At 58.8% G+C, this 16271-nt stretch carries 13 protein-coding genes; 5 read left to right on the top strand and 8 right to left on the bottom strand.

The genetic code is table 11. From position 1 onward, the window contains the following. The first annotated feature begins 115 nt into the window (after positions 1-115). The gene (locus tag ACO06L_RS14530; protein WP_064229373.1) at positions 116-388 is read left to right on the top strand and encodes a hypothetical protein; all 273 of its coding nucleotides are present in this window, start codon (positions 116-118) and stop codon (positions 386-388) included. A gap of 25 nt (positions 389-413) precedes the next feature. Here the strand turns inward: ACO06L_RS14530 and ACO06L_RS14525 are convergent, their stop codons facing one another. Genes ACO06L_RS14525 through ACO06L_RS14515 form a run of 3 tightly spaced genes read right to left on the bottom strand, consistent with a single transcriptional unit; the run spans position 414 to position 4921 of the window. After that, complete coding sequence (locus tag ACO06L_RS14525) at positions 414-827, bottom strand: response regulator (RefSeq protein WP_064229374.1); 414 nt, start codon at positions 825-827, stop codon at positions 414-416. Between the two features lie 14 nt (positions 828-841). Further along, a complete protein-coding gene (locus ACO06L_RS14520; protein ID WP_064229375.1) occupies positions 842-1399 on the bottom strand; it encodes a hypothetical protein in 558 nt (185 codons plus the stop codon). 33 nt (positions 1400-1432) lie between these two features. Then, on the bottom strand, positions 1433-4921 hold the full coding sequence (locus tag ACO06L_RS14515) for a response regulator (protein ID WP_202346562.1): 3489 nt from the start codon (positions 4919-4921) through the stop codon (positions 1433-1435). 171 nt (positions 4922-5092) lie between these two features. Here ACO06L_RS14515 and ACO06L_RS14510 point away from each other — a divergent pair, with 171 nt between their 5' ends. Further along, a complete protein-coding gene (locus ACO06L_RS14510; RefSeq protein WP_202346299.1) occupies positions 5093-6163 on the top strand; it encodes a hypothetical protein in 1071 nt (356 codons plus the stop codon). Here the strand turns inward: ACO06L_RS14510 and ACO06L_RS14505 are convergent. Continuing rightward, positions 6160-6411 (bottom strand): hypothetical protein, encoded by a 252-nt coding sequence (locus ACO06L_RS14505; RefSeq protein ID WP_202346298.1) that lies wholly within the window; start codon positions 6409-6411, stop codon positions 6160-6162. The two genes, ACO06L_RS14510 and ACO06L_RS14505, sit on opposite strands and share 4 nt — an antisense overlap. Before the next feature lie 196 nt (positions 6412-6607). Between ACO06L_RS14505 and ACO06L_RS14500 the strand changes: the two genes are divergently transcribed. Then, positions 6608-6952, top strand: a complete 345-nt coding sequence (locus ACO06L_RS14500) for a hypothetical protein (protein ID WP_008176786.1) — start codon at positions 6608-6610, stop codon at positions 6950-6952. A 10-nt stretch (positions 6953-6962) separates the two neighbouring features. Here the strand turns inward: ACO06L_RS14500 and ACO06L_RS14495 are convergent, their stop codons facing one another. Both ACO06L_RS14495 and ACO06L_RS14490 read right to left on the bottom strand, forming a co-directional pair. Continuing rightward, positions 6963-8249: a serine hydrolase domain-containing protein gene (locus tag ACO06L_RS14495; protein ID WP_202346297.1), complete on the bottom strand. Its 1287-nt coding sequence runs from the start codon at positions 8247-8249 to the stop codon at positions 6963-6965. Between the two features lie 126 nt (positions 8250-8375). Next, positions 8376-9563, bottom strand: coding sequence for a sensor domain-containing diguanylate cyclase (locus ACO06L_RS14490; RefSeq protein WP_227512805.1), 1188 nt, complete (start codon positions 9561-9563; stop codon positions 8376-8378). A gap of 215 nt (positions 9564-9778) precedes the next feature. Here ACO06L_RS14490 and ybaK point away from each other — a divergent pair, with 215 nt between their 5' ends. Both ybaK and ACO06L_RS14480 read left to right on the top strand, forming a co-directional pair. Further along, entirely contained in the window at positions 9779-10249 is a 471-nt protein-coding gene (gene ybaK / locus ACO06L_RS14485) for a Cys-tRNA(Pro) deacylase (protein WP_064229381.1), read from the top strand. Positions 10250-10252: 3 nt separating this feature from the next. Beyond that, a complete protein-coding gene (locus ACO06L_RS14480) occupies positions 10253-11446 on the top strand; it encodes a cation:proton antiporter (protein WP_202346296.1) in 1194 nt (397 codons plus the stop codon). Between the two features lie 97 nt (positions 11447-11543). Here ACO06L_RS14480 and ACO06L_RS14475 read toward each other — a convergent pair whose 3' ends face one another. Then, the gene (locus ACO06L_RS14475; protein WP_202346295.1) at positions 11544-13787 is read right to left on the bottom strand and encodes an NADP-dependent isocitrate dehydrogenase; all 2244 of its coding nucleotides are present in this window, start codon (positions 13785-13787) and stop codon (positions 11544-11546) included. A 492-nt stretch (positions 13788-14279) separates the two neighbouring features. After that, positions 14280-16268, bottom strand: a complete 1989-nt coding sequence (locus tag ACO06L_RS14470; RefSeq protein ID WP_202346294.1) for an acetoacetate--CoA ligase — start codon at positions 16266-16268, stop codon at positions 14280-14282. Positions 16269-16271: the final 3 nt, after the last annotated feature.

The raw sequence follows: 16271 nt of genomic DNA, 5'->3' as shown, positions 1-16271 counted from the left end.
TTTCGGTCAGTCCCGGGAGCCTTTGTAGCGACCGGGTCAGCTTCTCCGCGAAACCCCGGTTGCTTCAGGCACCGGGGTTTTGTTTTTGCAGCCGCAAAACGACAAGGAGAACATCATGAAAAGACATCCGACAACTCGTGCAGCAAACCAGCCCATCAACAATCGTCAGGGCCCGATCAAGCGCCCGGAAAAGCTGCCGCTGCTGGATGCGATCTGTAAAAAACTGAATCAGCGCGTCAACCTGGACGACGAACAGCGGGTGCTGGGTGTTTATGAGCGGGGCTGGATCTTCAAGGGCGTTCTGGGCAACCTGAACGACTCGGAGGCGAGGTACGTGAGGGCGCTGGCTACCCGTTACAATTCCTGGATTGCCCGGCAGGTTGCCTGATTAGACTGTGGTATGTCTGAACCGGTCAGTGGCGCCGGTTCAGACCCTGCATCATCGCCATGTCGCCGCCGTGAACCATGGCGTAATTGTTCACCACATCGTGTATTTTTTCCTGGGAATAGGGCTTGACCACGTACCCGTTAGCGCCGGCACTGATCGCCCGCTGAATACTTTCGATGGAATCATCCGCCGTCACCAGCACAATATGCTGCTCCGCCCGGGCATCCTTGAATTCCAGCATCAGCTCGTGACCATCGCCATCCGGCAGGCCCAGATCCAGCAGGATAATGTGAAATTCCCCACCCTTGAAAGCCGTCCTGGCGGAAGCCGCATCAATACACTCGATCACCTTGGTGGCGCCAGCCTTGTAGAGCATGTCCACCAGCCGCTCTCGCATCACCGGCTCATCTTCCACTACCAGCACTCTCAGATCCGTCATGGGGGTTGCTCCTGTCAAGCTGTTGGGTCGTTGCCCGTGCGCCGGGGCAGATCCAGCGGCGACGGGCGAGGCTCGCCCATTTCGCTGTCATCAAACCGTGGCCTGGTCTCATCATCTGCCTTTGTTGCGTCTTCCATGCCAAATCGTGTGAGGATGTTGCTGATACTCACGGCCGTTGTGTACAGAGAAATGGCAATAATCAGAAGGATCGGCTGAACAAAGGTTACGAAACCGGGCACATCCGCGCTCCCCAGTATACTCAATATCAGGATGATTGCCGGGCCCAGTACCACGAAGAGGGTCAGCGCAATGAAAAAAACAATCCGTTCCTTGTAACGGCCCAGGTCCCGATTGGTCACCAGTCCGAGCACGAACTTGCCGATGGCAAGGCCGGCCAGAATGGCGGCCGCGATACTCAGATCCGGTCGAAGCAGGGTTTCATACAGTCGGCCTTCCCACAGCCGTTGCATACCAATGATCAGAAACGGAAACAGCACAAACAGGATGTCGGCGTAGGTTCCGTACATCATGCTCAGGGAATGGTGTTCTCGGCGTTCCGGCAACTCACTCATCGGGTTCTTCCTGTTGGTTGTTCTCGGCATACATCAGCCCGGGGTTTTCGCAGCGACTAGGGCACGCTCTATCATTTCACCGAGTCCCTTGAGCTCGCTGCGAACGCGGTCCCAGTCCGGTTCGGTGACTTTCAGAAGATCTTCCACTATACCCGCCTGTCGGGTCATCAGCGGGTAGCCCATAGCCCCCGCCGTGCCCTTGATCTGGTGGGCTTCGGTTTTCATGGCCTCACGATCGGCGCTCGCCAGCGCCGCTTCCATTCGCGCCCGACGGGCGGCCAGACCATCAAGAAACTGTGCAACCAGATGGGCAATTTCGGCATCCTCACCGGCGTCCGTCGCGGAAACCGCGCCAGCGCCAAGCAGTCGATCCAACAGGGACGTCAGGTGGGACTGGTCAATGGGCTTATTCAGCACCCCGTCACAACCGGCATCGAGCAGGGCATCAGTTTCCTGCTGATCGCCAGCCGTAAAGGCGATCACCGGCCGCCGGAACCCGGCCTGGCGCAGCAGTCTGGTTGCAGCAACGCCATCCATACCGGGCATGTGACGGTCCATCAGAACCAGATGAACGGTATCGGACAGAGCCGTCCGGACCGCTTCCTCGCCACTGGTAACCGACATCACATCCAGCCCCTCCCGGCGTAGCATGCGCTCCACCAGCTGACGGTTCTCGGTATTGTCTTCGGCAACCAGCACCTTGCCCTGATACCGGGGCGCGGTGCTTTGGACAATCTCCGGGGTTACCGAAAGGTACCTGGCCAGGGCTTCATAGAACCGCTGCTTGTCGATGGGTTTGGCCAGATGTTCATTGCAGCCCGCCAGCCGATAATCGGCAATGTCTTCGGACATCACGTTCGCGGTCAGGGCGATCACCGGCGTATTGACCCCGGCCTCGCGCAGCGCCGCGGTGGCGTCACGGCCGTTCATCACCGGCATCTGGATGTCCATCAATATCAGATCAAAGGGCTCGCGAATCGCCAGTTCCAGGGCTTCGGCGCCATTGCTCACATGAACCAGTTCGGCGCCGGTTCGCGACACCAGCAGGGACACAAGACGCCGATTCACGTCGTTGTCTTCGGCACTCAGAATTCGCCCGGACAATCTCGGTGCCACCACCATGGGTATGGCCCTGCGCCGCTGACTGAGCTCCGACGCATCACGCAGGAAATGAACCTGGGCCAGTGGCCCGGTCCGGATCGACAGCTCGAACTCGCTACCCTCGCCATAGGTGCTGTTCACCCGGATACTGCCACCGAGCATTTCTGCCAGACGCCGTGAGATACTGAGCCCGAGGCCGGTGCCGCCATACTGCCTGGAAATGGCGGCGCTGCCCTGGGCAAAGGGATCAAACAGCCTTCCCAACTGTTCCGGCTTCATGCCAATGCCGGTATCCACCACCCTGGCCACCAGCAATTCGTGCTCGCGATCGCAGCGGACCACCAGCGAAATGGAACCTTTGTCGGTGAACTTCAGGGCATTGCCGCACAGGTTGATGATGATCTGACGCAGCCTGGTGGGGTCGGTTTGCACCTGCTCCGGCAATGGGTATTCGCAGATGATGCTGAAATCCAGCCCCTTTTCCCGGGCCCGGGGGGCAAAAAAGGCGCGAATTTCATCCAGAAGTTCCGGCAGATTGACCGATACGATATCCACATCCAGTTTGTTGGCGTCGATCTTCGAATGGTCGAGGATGTCGTTGACCAGATCCAGCAGATGGCGCCCGCTTCGTACCACGGTCTCTGCGCTGCTTCTTTTCTCAGGATCACTGAGGTCCGGATCAAGCAGGGTTTCACCGTAACCGATGATCGCCGCCAACGGCGTACGGATTTCATGGCTCATATTGGCCAGGAACTGGCTCTTCGCCTCCGCCGAGTTACGGGCCAATTCCTTTTCAAGCCGCTCCTGCTCCCGCTCCCGCTCGATTCTCTGCCGGTTGTGGCTTTCGGTAGCATCGATGCAGGTGCCTTCCAGATGGGTTGGTTCGCCCTCGGTGTCATAAACCGTATGCAGTGAGATGGTCGCCCAGCGCTCGTCGCCATCCCGGGTCAGGTATCGGGCTTCAATGCCCTTGACGGTCCCCCGGGCCTCTAGCTGTTCGATCACCAGCCGCCGCAGGCGGTCATCGGCGATGCAGGTTTCCAGTACGTCCGGGTTCCGCGTGAGCAGCTCCCGGCTGCTGTTATAGCCCAGCAAACGCGCCATGGCCGGATTGGCGGTGACAAATCGCCGGTCCGGGGACATCTGGAAGACGCCCTCAATGGCATTGTCGAACAGCGACTGGTAACGCTGAAGATTCGACAACGCCCGCTGGCTCCAGCCCAATGCCTCGCCCTGAACCTGTTTTATCCTGTCCGCCAGGGCAAACGAGAACAGAATAATCTGGGCAGTCAGGCCAAACTGGGGCGAGTAGGCGGTGAAGGTGTTAAGGGGCAATATACCCATCACCGTCAGGGCGTAGATGCCGAAGCCCACCAGCGCCAGAGTCCAGGCAAAAAAGTAGGACCGGGCCGCCGGATTGTAATAACGCCAGGACAGGTAACTGACGACGATCAGGATCAGGCTCAGCAACACGGAGCCAACCACAATCCATTCCATGGCCACGTGGTAGGGCAGGAACAGTGACAGAACAAACGTCGCGACCACCGAATAGAGACAGAGGCGGATGACCTGATCAAGGTCGGCAGACCGCTCCCGGGTTTCCAGCAGTGACCTTGCCATCAGCAGGCCCCAGAACCAGGTCAGGATGATCTGGAAGTGCAGGAACTGCTTGTCGAAAAGAGCGGGCCGGCTCTCCAGCAACTGGATACCGTGAACCTGTTCGGTAAAGATAAAGATGGTCGCGAACACCAGGTAGAGCACGTAATAGATGTTGCTTCGCTCGCGCACCGAGACCGCGACGAACAGGTTGTAGGCGAGAATGGCGAGCACCGCACCGAGCAGAATGCCCCGCACCAGTTCATCCACCGAGACTTTTTCAATATAGCTGTCCGGGTGCCACAGGCTAATCGGCAAACGGAAGGTGTTGGTGTTAACCACCCGAAGATAAACGTGGCTGAGGGTATCCGGTGCCAGGGAAAGGCGGAATGTGGGGTTGGGAACCGCCAGGTCCCGCTCCACCCAGTTATCCTCGTAACCGGCCTGGCGCTGCTCAACCAGCGCGCCGTCGCGCACCATGAACAGGGCGACTTCATCCACCAGGGGCAGGGCAAGCTCCAGGATCCATCCATTCTGGTCGAGGTTTCGGGCGGACCGCAGATCCAGACGCACCCAGTACGCCGACTCGGTGTAGCCGAAGTTTAAAACGCCGCCCTCGTGGCGGGTAAAGGCTCCCGATTCCAGTTTGCGAACCTCATCCAGGGTCAGCGCCTGCCCGGGATCTTCCAGGTACCAGATACAGCCACCCAGATCACGGATACTCTCGATACCGACATCCAGGACAATCTCGCCATCACGGCAGGGCCCGGCTGCACTGGCCGAAGACGGCATCATGGCCGTGACCAGGAGCAGCAGGGCCACCATCAAAGACGTCACCGCTGGGAGCGCCAATTCAAGCCGTTGCCGCAAAATGTGATCTCCGCGAGGGTAGATACCTGTTTTTTGTTTTACTGTCAGTAACCGCACCGGGCTATACCGTCCTGGTGACTCACTTTAGCCGTTTACACCGTTTTTCGCATCCCGGGGCCTTCTGAAATGAGACATTCCTGCATTTTCGCTGCTGTTTCCATGACCACGCTTGTCCTGAGTGGCTGCGGACTTGAGGACACCGGCCCTTCAGCCTTCAATCCGGCCACCAATGTCGATCTGACGTTCTCGAGCTTCGACCTTCAGAACACTGAGGTGGCCCCGGACAACCTTAGTCACACTCGTTTCTGGGATTTTTACCGTGGCATCCAGCCCGCAGCAGACGATGTCGACGACCTGGAAACCACCGGGGAAATACGCAGTCACATCGAGATTTTCACCCGTGCGACGCCAACGGACGCGGGCACCAGTTATGACAGCGTGCGCAACCCGCTGGACCTGATGAATCAGGTGCTGGCATCCGGTGAAGTCACCAATTTCCAGGAGGGTAAACGATACATCAGCCAGCGCATTGCCGATGGCGTCGCGGGCACCTACAACACCCGGGGCAATGGCGCCCAGATCCGGTTCACAGACCAGTCGGCGGTGATTGCCAATCTGCCGCTGAACGACCAGCTCTGGATCTACCCCACCCTGGACTGGCGTTACCTGCCGGATGGCCCGGAAGGGTCGGATCTCGAGAACAAGGTGTATCGCACCATCCAGTACGTCAGCCGCAGCGTGGAGGAAGAAGACCAGGCGGCCCAGCCGGAACTTGTCAGTGTGCTGGCAGGCAGCCGGTTTGACGCCAACAGCTTCATGACGCTGGGCTACAGCCCCACAGAGTTCGCCACCGCCGACTACCTGAGCCGGAACTATGGCAGCATTGAACTGCGCCAGGATTTCATTGACGAAAACACCGATACGCTGTTTATCAAGAATCAGGAATCCGAAGTCATCAAGCTCGACCGCTATCCGGGGTACACTCGGGAAGACAACCATCCCGACTGCCTCAGAATCGAGCTGGATTACAACATGGAACGGGTCAGGATTTTTGCCTCAGACGGCGAGCCGGCCCGCATTGACGACCCTGACTCAACGAACGAGCAGGACACCATTGCCAATCCGGCCAATTGCACCTATCAGGAAGACGCGGACGCTGTAACCACTTGGGGAACGGTGGCTATCGCCGAGCGCTAGCTGGCGCCTCCGTCCCTGAGATCCCAGTTTTGCAGGAAACCTTTTTTGCGGTCGATCATCCGCTCATAGGTGGAGATCATGATGGCCGCGTGGGGCGCTTTGACCAGACGGAGGGTTTCGATACGGCGTTCGAGCCGCTCAACTTCCGAGCGCACCTGCTGATGCACGTGATTGCGAACGCTGTCGTGATGGTCCAGCTTGACCTCGCGGGAGGCTGACTGCTGGCTGGGGGGTGTGGGCTTGTCCATTCGGCTTCTCGTCCATTGAGTCGTGATAGATCCTTTTCCCATCACGCAAGTCTGCACAACTGTCCGACAAAGTGCAATTAAAATGAATAGAGTTTCATTTTTATTTTCAGCCTTGCCGGTCCTTCTGCCATTCACACGATGGAAGCCCTGCTATAGTTCCCTGTAGATACAACATTGCCCACCGACAGGAGCTCCCATGACCCAGACGTCCGTGGCGGATACCCTCCGCGAATATCTGTCGCTGCTGGAACTGCTGGATGATGCCTACTGGGAAGCCAGCAGCATTCACCACAAGGACATGCTGTACGACATCATCAGCATCTTCAGCCAGGAAGTGGCCGAGATTAACAAGCTCAGTATTCAGGACCACCATTACCCCTACGAAGTGATCACCGAGGGCATTCGGCGGGTGGTCCCGAAACTGGAGCGACTCGATGAAAACCGCGAAGACGTGATCCAGCGCACTCAGACACTGACCGATTTCCGCGACATCCTGTCATCAGTGCTTGGCATCCTGGAAGCCCAGCTCCGGACCCTCTGAAGAAGACGCCTCAAGCGGCGATCAGCGGTCGCCGGTGCTCCGGTATCAGCGGGAAGCGGTTGCCCACGGTATACACAAACTTCGCCAGCGCTGGCAGATGATGGCCGACAATCGGGATGCCCGTGTTAAGCAGACTGACCGAAATATCACGGGCAGCGTCTGCCCAGCACAGCTTGTTGATCAGACCCACGTGGCCAAAGGCAAACCGGCTGTTCTGGCCCCAGAGACCCACCGGGTTGCCACCCAGCATCATGCCGGCACTGAAGCGCATGGGTATCATCATGGTGCGGTCTATCTGCAGGGAGCCGAACTGCTGAATAGCACGGCGGATGGTGATCTCACTGCAGATTCGCCGGCCGTTCCAGATCCCGCCGTTCAGCATCATCTGGAAGAACCGACTCATTTCCTCTGCGGTCCCGCAAAGGTTTCCCGCCGGGATCACCGCCTCCTGGAACCGTGGATCATTGGTAACCCGTTCAACGGTCCGGATATCCCCTCCCAGAGCACGGTTGACGACCCAGGAAACCGGGAAACGGGGGGTTGGCCCGGTGGCGTAGTTGGAGGCCAGATCATTCAGATGCTCCGGGGCGATACCATAGGTAAACCATTTCATACCCATGGGCCGACGAAGGTGCTTGTCGAGATAATTCTCAATGGTATCGCCGGTCACGCGTTCCAGAACCCGCTGGAGCACAAAGCCGCCGGTGATCGCATGATACGCCACCTTGGCGCCATCGACCTCCACCGGCCGGGCGGCGCAGAGCAGGCGCCAGATTTCGTCGTTGTCCCAAAGTACATCAATCGGCGTTTCCCGCGGAATGGCAGGAATGCCACCCCGGTGGGAGAGAATCTGGTGAACGGTAATGGTGCGTTTGCCGTTAACCCCGAACTCCGGACAGTAGTAGGACACGGGATCCATCAGGTTCACCAAGCCCTGCTCTGCCAGCATGTGCATCAGCAGGGCTGTAACTGCCTTGGAAGCAGAGAAGTAGCAAATCGGGGTATCGGTGGTCATCGGGACTTTAACCGCATCCCTCGGGTCATGGGGGCCATTGCCACTGGCGTGGCCAATGGCCCGGTGCAGCACCTGCTCGCCCTTATGCCGAATGGAGATCTGGATACCCGGATGCACACCAGTCCGGTACAGACTCTGGACGCTGCGCCACAGAGCATCAACCGTCTCCTGACTTACGCCAGCAGCAGCCGGATTTTCACCAGCGGCATCCCTGAAAGTGACGGTTTCGAGATCCTCGGGAATCTGGCTGCTATGAAGGGCACGGCGAGCAAGTCGGTTCATCAGTTCAAACCTTTTTCAGTACGATTGTTGTTTTTCTATTTTCAATAGAACCACCCCGTTGCACATTGGCCGGGCCGCAATCAGGCTGACGTCACCGCCTCCACCTGGCCCGGAACACGGGTCTCTTTACTGATTATGGACCTGGTCGTGCAGGTGCGCCATGGCAACACAGTTTCGCCCGCGCTCCTTGGCCAGATACATGGCCTTGTCGGCCGCAGCACAAAGTGTGGAGGCCGTCTGCCCGTGATCGGGATAGACCGCAACGCCGACACTGATGGTCAGGGGCACCGTCTGGTCATTCCCGAGCGGCTGTGGCTCTTCGGCCACTTTGCGTCGGAGCCGCTCCGCCGTCTCCTGAGCTTCTTCAAGATCCATTTCCGGCAGAACGATAACGAACTCCTCGCCGCCAAACCGACCAATGGAGTCGACGCTGCGCACGCTGCCCAGCAGCAGGCGACTGATGGACCGGAGAACCGAATCGCCGGCGGCATGGCCGAATGTGTCGTTGATATCCTTGAAATGGTCGAAATCAACCCAGAGCACGGCCATGGGCCTCTGATACCGTCTGGCCCGCTCCAGCTCCTCCTCGAGAACCCTGGACATTTCCCGGCGGTTGAACAGGCCGGTCAACGGATCCCGGGTGGCCATTTCCTCCAGCTCGTTTTCAAGGGTCTTGCGATCGGAAATGTCCAGCACGATGCCTTCGAGCACAACCGTACCATCTTCTTCCTCAACACCGCGGCCACGCTCCCACACCCAGATCCGGCTGCCATCCTGTCGGGTAAGGCCGTATTCCAGTGAAAAGGACTCGTCCTTGTCCAGAGCCGCCTGCACCTCCCCCAGGATCCGCTCGTTGTCCTCGTCATCCATCAGGCTGGCGTAACTGGTAACCCGGTTATTGATGAGGTCTTCAGGCTCATAGCCGGTGAGACGGGCACACCCCTGGGAAACGAACAGCATGGTCCAATGCGGATCATAACGGCACCGATACGCCATACCGGGTAGGTTATCCATCAGGACCTGTAGTTGGCGCTCTCGCTTGCGCAGGGCCTGGCGCTGATTGTGCTGCAGGGTGAGCAGGGCCCGATCCTTGGTGAGCTGGCGCAGGAGCGCCACGAACAGCACGAGGCCCGTGGTCAGCACAAACAGGAAACCCTTCCAGGTCTGAACCAGGGAAAAGGTCTGAGGGTCGGGGAACCACGCCTCGGCGGCGGTATCGGAAAACGCAATCCATGCAAAGCCGGCAATCAGATAGACCAGCGCTGCCCAGCCAGCCCGCCGCAGGGGTGTCCGGTTATCATTCAATCTTTTCATTCCTTGAGAGTCTGGCCGCTGAGGCACCATGAACACACAGCCATGGGGGTTTGGACATTCATAATGTACGAAAAATAGTCATAACAGGACGTTAAGTCGAGTGACAAATGTCATGCTCCGTGAAATCGTTCGCTACCCACCGAACCCGGGCAGTTGTTGCAGTGCCGCTTAGCTGCTTTAATTCCCGATCTCTGTCCCCCATTCAGGAGCCGAGCATGACGCCTGGCATAAACGCGGCGCGCAAGGCCGCAGTGCCCCATACCATTCATGAATATGAACACGATCCGGCAAGCGAGAGCTATGGCACCGAGGCCGCAGAGAAAACCGGCGTGGCCCCTGCCCGGGTGTTCAAGACCCTGGTGGTGGCCATCGATGGTAAGGAGCTGGTCGTGGGCATCGTGCCGGTGACAGGGATGCTCAATATGAAACTGATTGCCCGGGCGGCCCGCGGAAAGAAAGCCACCATGGCTGACAAACAGGCGGTTGAGCGCACAACCGGCTATGTTCTGGGTGGTGTAAGCCCCCTGGGACAAAAGAAAAAGCTGAAAACCTTTATCGACGACTCGGCCCTGGGCTTTGATACCATTTTTGTGAGCGCCGGGCGCCGCGGCCTGGAAATTGAGCTTGCACCGCGGGATCTGGCAACACTGGTAAACGGCGGTTTTTTCCCACTCCATCAGGAGTAAGCCTTGAACCACGCAACGGACCTGCTATTGATCGGCGGCACCCTGCTGCTGGCCTTGGCCGCACACGGTATCGGCCAACGCATACATGTGCCCAGGGTCACCCTGTTGCTCTTGCTGGGCGCGCTTGCCGGGCCGGAACTTCTGGATCTTCTGCCAACCGGCGCCGACGCCCACTTCGGATTCATTACCCAACTAACCCTGGCCATGGTCGGCTTCCTGCTGGGTGAGCGCATGGCGGTGAAGAACCTGGCGGAAGGGCGGGAGGCGGTGATCGTGAGCCTTGCCGTCACCCTGGTAACGGCGGCCTTTGTTGCCGTCGCAGTCTGGCTGGTTACCCGGAACCTTCCTGCTGCGCTGCTCCTGGGCTCCATCGCAACGGCAACAGCACCGGCAGCAACACTGGATACGTTGAAAGAAGCGGGTGCCAACGGCCCGCTGACTCGGCTGGTATTCCAGGTCGTCGCCATCGACGACGCCTGGGGCGCCATTCTGTTCAGTATCTGCCTGGTCGGCGCCCAATTACTGCTGGGCAATGGCGGTACCGGGCTTTCAACCCTCGTGATCGGATTTACGGATGTCGGAGGGGCGGTTCTGCTGGGCATTGTCCTGGGCCTGCCCATGGCCTGGCTCACGGGCCGACTACGGCCCGGAGAGCCCATGTTACTGGAATCTGCCGGTTTCGTCTTCGTAGCCGCCGGTATCGCGTCGTTTCTTGGCCTCTCCTATCTGCTGACCTGCATGACCCTGGGCATCGTAGTCGCCAACCGGGCAAGACATCATGTGCGCCCATTCCGCTCGATAGAAGGCATTTCCGAGCCGTTCCTGGCCCTGTTCTTTTTCATGGCCGGCTACCAGCTTGAATGGGCCATGCTGCCGACCCTCGGCGCGCTCGGCCTGGCCTATGTTGCCGCCCGGATTGCAGGCAGGTTGGCCGGAGGGCGGTTCGGCGGCTATCTGGCCGGTTCCGCTCCTCATACCCGGAAACGGATCGGCGCCTGCCTGATGCCCCAGGCCGGCGTTGCCCTTGGCCTGGCACTGCTGGCGACCGAACGGCTGCCGGAGCTGACGTATATTCTGCCCCTGGTTATTGGCGCAACGGTGATCTTTGAACTGGTGGGGCCGCCGCTCACCCTGATTCAGCTCAGACGAGCCGGCGAAACCGGCAAAGGCTATCAGGACGAACCGGACGAGGACTGATTGCCCTGGACGGACACAAAAAAACCGGAGAACCCGCCAGGGCTGTCCGGTTTTTTGATTGCATCCGGGCGTGCTCCCGGATGCTTTAGCGCTGAACTTACTTCACGGATGCACGAGCATCCTCAAGGATCCTGTTCAGCGTGGCACTGGGCTGCATAACTTCGCAGACCTTCTCCATCGGCGGGTGGTAGTAGCCACCAATATCCGCCGGGTGGCCCTGAACCACAGTCATCTCCTCCAGGATCTTGTCCTTGTTCTCTTCCAGCTGAGAGGACAGCTTGGTGAAGAACTCCTTCAGTTCCTTGTCGCTGTCCTGGTTGGCCAGCTCCTCTGCCCAGTAACGGGCAAGGTGGAAGTGAGAGCCACGGTTGTCCAGCTCACCGGTAACCCGGGACGGAGACTGGTTGTTTTCCAGCAGACGCTCGGTAGCCTTGTCCAGGGTCTGACCCAGCAGGCGCGCGCGCTCGTTGTTCTGCTTCTCGCCCAGCTCGTCCAGGGAGACCGCTGTGGCCAGGAATTCACCCAGGGAATCCCAGCGCAGGTGGTTTTCCTGGATCAGCTGCTGCACGTGCTTTGGCGCGGAACCGCCGGCACCGGTCTCGTACAGACCACCGCCGTTGAGCAGCGGAACGATGGACAGCATCTTGGCGCTGGTACCCAGTTCCAGAATCGGGAACAGGTCAGTGAGGTAGTCACGCAGAACGTTACCGGTGACAGAAATGGTATCCAGACCTCGAATCAGGCGCTCCATGGTCCAGCGGATGGCGCGAACCGGAGACATGATGCGGATATCCAGACCTTCAGTGTCGTGATCCTTCAGATAGGTGTTCACCTTCTTGATCAGCTGGGCATCGTGGGCACGCTCGTCGTCCAGCCAGAACACCGCCGGCATGCCAGTGGCACGGGCACGGTTGACCGCCAGCTTGACCCAGTCGCGGATCGGCAGGTCCTTGGTCTGGCAGGCGCGCCAGATGTCACCTGTCTCGACATTGTGCTCGGTCAGCACGGTGCCGTCTTCGGCAACGATGCGAACAACACCGTCTTCCTTGATCTCAAAGGTCTTGTCGTGGGAGCCGTACTCTTCGGCTTTCTGCGCCATCAGACCAACGTTCGGCACGGTACCCATGGTGGTGGGATCGAAGGCACCGTGGGTCTTACAGAAGTTGATCACTTCCTGGTAGATGGTGGCGTAGGTGGACTCGGGCATAACCGCCTTGGTGTCCTTCAGCTTGTTGTCCCGGGCCCACATCTTGCCGGAGTTACGAATCATGGCCGGCATGGAGGCGTCCACGATGACGTCACTGGGCACGTGCAGGTTGGTGATGCCCTTGACCGAGTCCACCATGGCGATTTCCGGACGGTGCTCGTAACAGGCGTGCAGGTCTTCCTGGATCTGCTCCTGCTTGGATTCCGGCAGCTGCTTGATCTTCTCGACCACGCTGGACAGGCCGTTGTTCGGGTTCACGCCGATCTCGTCGAACAGCTCACCGTACTTGTCGAACAGGTCCTTGTAGAAAACCTTCACCGCGTGACCGAACACGATCGGGTGGGAGATTTTCATCATGGTGGCTTTCACGTGCAGCGAGAACATAACGCCGGTGTTCTCGCAATCAGCAATGGCGTCCTCGAAGAACTTCACCAGGGCCTTCTTGCTCATGAACATGCCGTCCAGCACTTCGCCTTCCTGCAGGGGCAGGTCGGATTTCAGAACGGTCTGCTTACCCTGCTTGTTCTCGAACACGATGTTGGCTTTCGTGGCCTTGTCCAGCGTTACGGACTGCTCACTGGAGTAGAAATCACCACCGCGCATGTGGGCCACGTGGGTACGGGATGCCGGGCTCCACTCACCCATGGTGTGCGGGTATTTGCGGGCAAAGGCTTTTACCGCTGCCGGCGCGCGACGGTCAGAGTTGCCTTCACGGAGCACCGGGTTAACAGCACTACCCAGAACCTTGGCATAGCGGGACTGAATTTCTTTCTCTTCGTCGTTTTCAGGGTGTTCCTTGTATTCCGGAACGTTGTAGCCCTGCTCATTCAGCTCTTTGATAGCCGCCCGCAGCTGCGGAATGGACGCTGAAATGTTTGGCAATTTGATGATGTTGGCGTCCGGATCCTTGGTGTATTCACCCAGTTCGGCCAGAGCATCCGGAACCCGCTGATCTTCCTCCAGATAATCCGGAAAGTTCGCCAGAATACGCGCCGCGAGGGAGATGTCGCTGGTTTCGAATTCAATACCAGCCGGCTTGGCGTAGGTTTCCAGGATGGGAAGAAGTGACCGTGTCGCGAGGGCTGGCGCCTCGTCGGTCAGTGTGTAGACAATCTTGGCTTTGGATGATGTCATTTTCGTCCTCAGGCTAATGGGTGGGTTCAGGACGGTCATGGCGGGGTCAGGCGTCTTTTGAACGTCCGACCTGAGCAATGACTGATTAGGAACTTTTGATAGACCTACTAAGATACCAGTTTTTCGTTAATTTTGGTTACGATCTTAGTATAAGAACGGACTAAAAATGCCTGATCTTCGGTTACAAGACGATGAAATGGCGGGAATTTACGAAACTTTCTAACATTGACTCGGTGGTAACGCGGGGCGGGCAAGGCCTTCCAAAACACGCTCCTGGCGGCACATCCCTGTGGCGCTTGGGCTCCGCCATCCATGGCTCCGCACAGTTTTGGAAGGACTCACCCGCCCCGCTTCTCTGACTGTTCAGTTGAAATCCACGTTTAGTTTCAGAGTGGTATCAGGCAAGTTATTGTCAACAAAACCAGCCAAAAAAAAGAGTAGGTCGGATTAGCCAACGGCGTAATCCGACAACCACCCTCAGATTTCAGACCTTCAATCGGGCAACAACCCAACCTCGGCCAACCGCTCCCGAATATGATCCAACGCCTCAGGATTCCCCAGAGCATCCCGGTTGTCGGCCTTTTTAGAGCCGTTGATCAACCGGGCCACCGCCAGTTCCACCTTCTTGCCGCTGCGGGTGTACGGGATGTCGTTCACCTGCACGATGTGCTTGGGCACGTGGCGCGGGCTGGCGCCTTCGCGGATTCGGATTTTGAGCTGTTTCAGCAGGTCGTCGGTGATTTCCTGGCCATCGGCCGGGACCACCAGCAGAACCACTTCCACGTCGCCGTCGATCTGGCGTCCCACCACCAGGCTGTCTTTGACCTCGGCCACGGTTTCTACCTGGCGGTAGATTTCCGCGGTACCGATTCGAACGCCGCCCGGGTTCAGGGTGGCGTCGGAGCGGCCGTAGATGATGGCGCCGCCATGCTCGGTGAATTCAATGAAATCGCCGTGGGCCCAAACGCCGGGGAAGGTATTGAAATAGGCATCGCGGTAGCGCTCGCCGTCCGGGTCCTGCCAGAAGCTGACCGGCATGGATGGTAACGGCTGGCGGCAGACCAGTTCCCCGCGGCCTTCGCTGACCGGCTGGCCGTCGTCGCCGTAGGCAACAGCATCAACACCCAGAAAACGGCACTGGATTTCGCCGCGACGAACAGGCAACAGCGGCGTTGAGCCTACGAAGCAACCGCAAATGTCGGTTCCACCGGCAATGGAACCGAGCAGGGCGCCGGGGGCACCGTCGCTGTAGACCCAGTCGTAATCTTCCGGCAGCAGCGGTGAGCCGGTGGAGAACACCACCCTCAGTTTGCTCTGGTCCAAATTTTTCGCGGGCTGGAGTTCGCCTTTCCGGCAGCCGGCGATGAATCTCGCGCTGGTGCCGAAGTGGGTGACTTTCTCTTCCGCCACGGTGTCCCAGAGGAAGTTCAGGCTCGGATAGCCCGGGGAGCCGTCAACGGTGATCACGGCTGCGCCGGTCATCAGGGCGGAAGCCTGCCAGTTCCACATCATCCAACCGCAGGTAGTGAAGTACAGGAACCGGTCCTCGGGACCAACGTCGCCGTGCAGCATCAGTTCCTTGGCGTGGTTGACCAACAGGCCGGCGTTGCCGTGAACGATGCACTTGGGTTTGCCTGTGGTACCGGAGGAATACAGGATATAGACCGGGTGGTCCGGGGGCAGCGGCGTGAAGGAGGGTGCATTGCCTTTGCCGTAGGCCATTATGTCTTCCCAGGTGGTAACCAGGTCTCCGGCAATCGGTGGCTCGTCCGGCAATTGCTGAACACTGACAACCGATTTGAGGGTAGGCAGCCCTGCAATCAGCTCTGCAAAGTCCTGCTGGCGGGCGAATACCTTGCCGCCATAGCCGTAACCATTCACCACGATCAGTGCTGAAGGTTCAATCTGGCCAAAGCGGTCGAGAATGGCCCCGATGCCGAAATCCGGGGAGGCGGAACTCCAGATGGCACCCATGCTTGTCGCAGCCAGCATACCAACCAGGGCTTCGTAGCCATTGGTAACAACGCCAGCCACACGATCGCCCTGTTGAATACCCTTGTCGCGCAGGAAGGCTTCCAGGGCGCCCGCGTCCGCTTTGATTTGTGCGTAGGTGCGACGCAGCACCGGGCGCGTTTCGCAGTATGCTACGACCGCTTCCCGATCCGCGTGTTCGCCATCCGCCAGCCGAAGCAGGTTGGCGGCAAAGTTCAGTTTCATGCCCGGGAACCATTCGGCGCCCGGCATTTCACGCTTGCCCAGTACTTTCTCGGCCGGGGTATCGCAGACCAGGCCGCAGTAGTCCCAGACTTTCTGCCAGAAAGTTTCCAGCTCATCAATGGACCACTGGTGCAAGGCGTGGTAATCGGCAAAGGGACCGAAGCCCTGCTGCTCCAGCCAGGCCTTGAACTGGCCCATGCGGGAACTGGCTAGGGTGTCTTCCGACGGAGACCAGACTACCGGTGATTGTTCTTCATTGCTCATCCA

It is taken from the genome of Marinobacter sp., from assembly GCF_965229985.1.
In the GTDB taxonomy this organism is placed as follows: domain Bacteria; phylum Pseudomonadota; class Gammaproteobacteria; order Pseudomonadales; family Oleiphilaceae; genus Marinobacter.
Note: the sequence above shows the minus strand (reverse complement) of the source record. Positions and strands in the feature narration are given on the sequence as shown.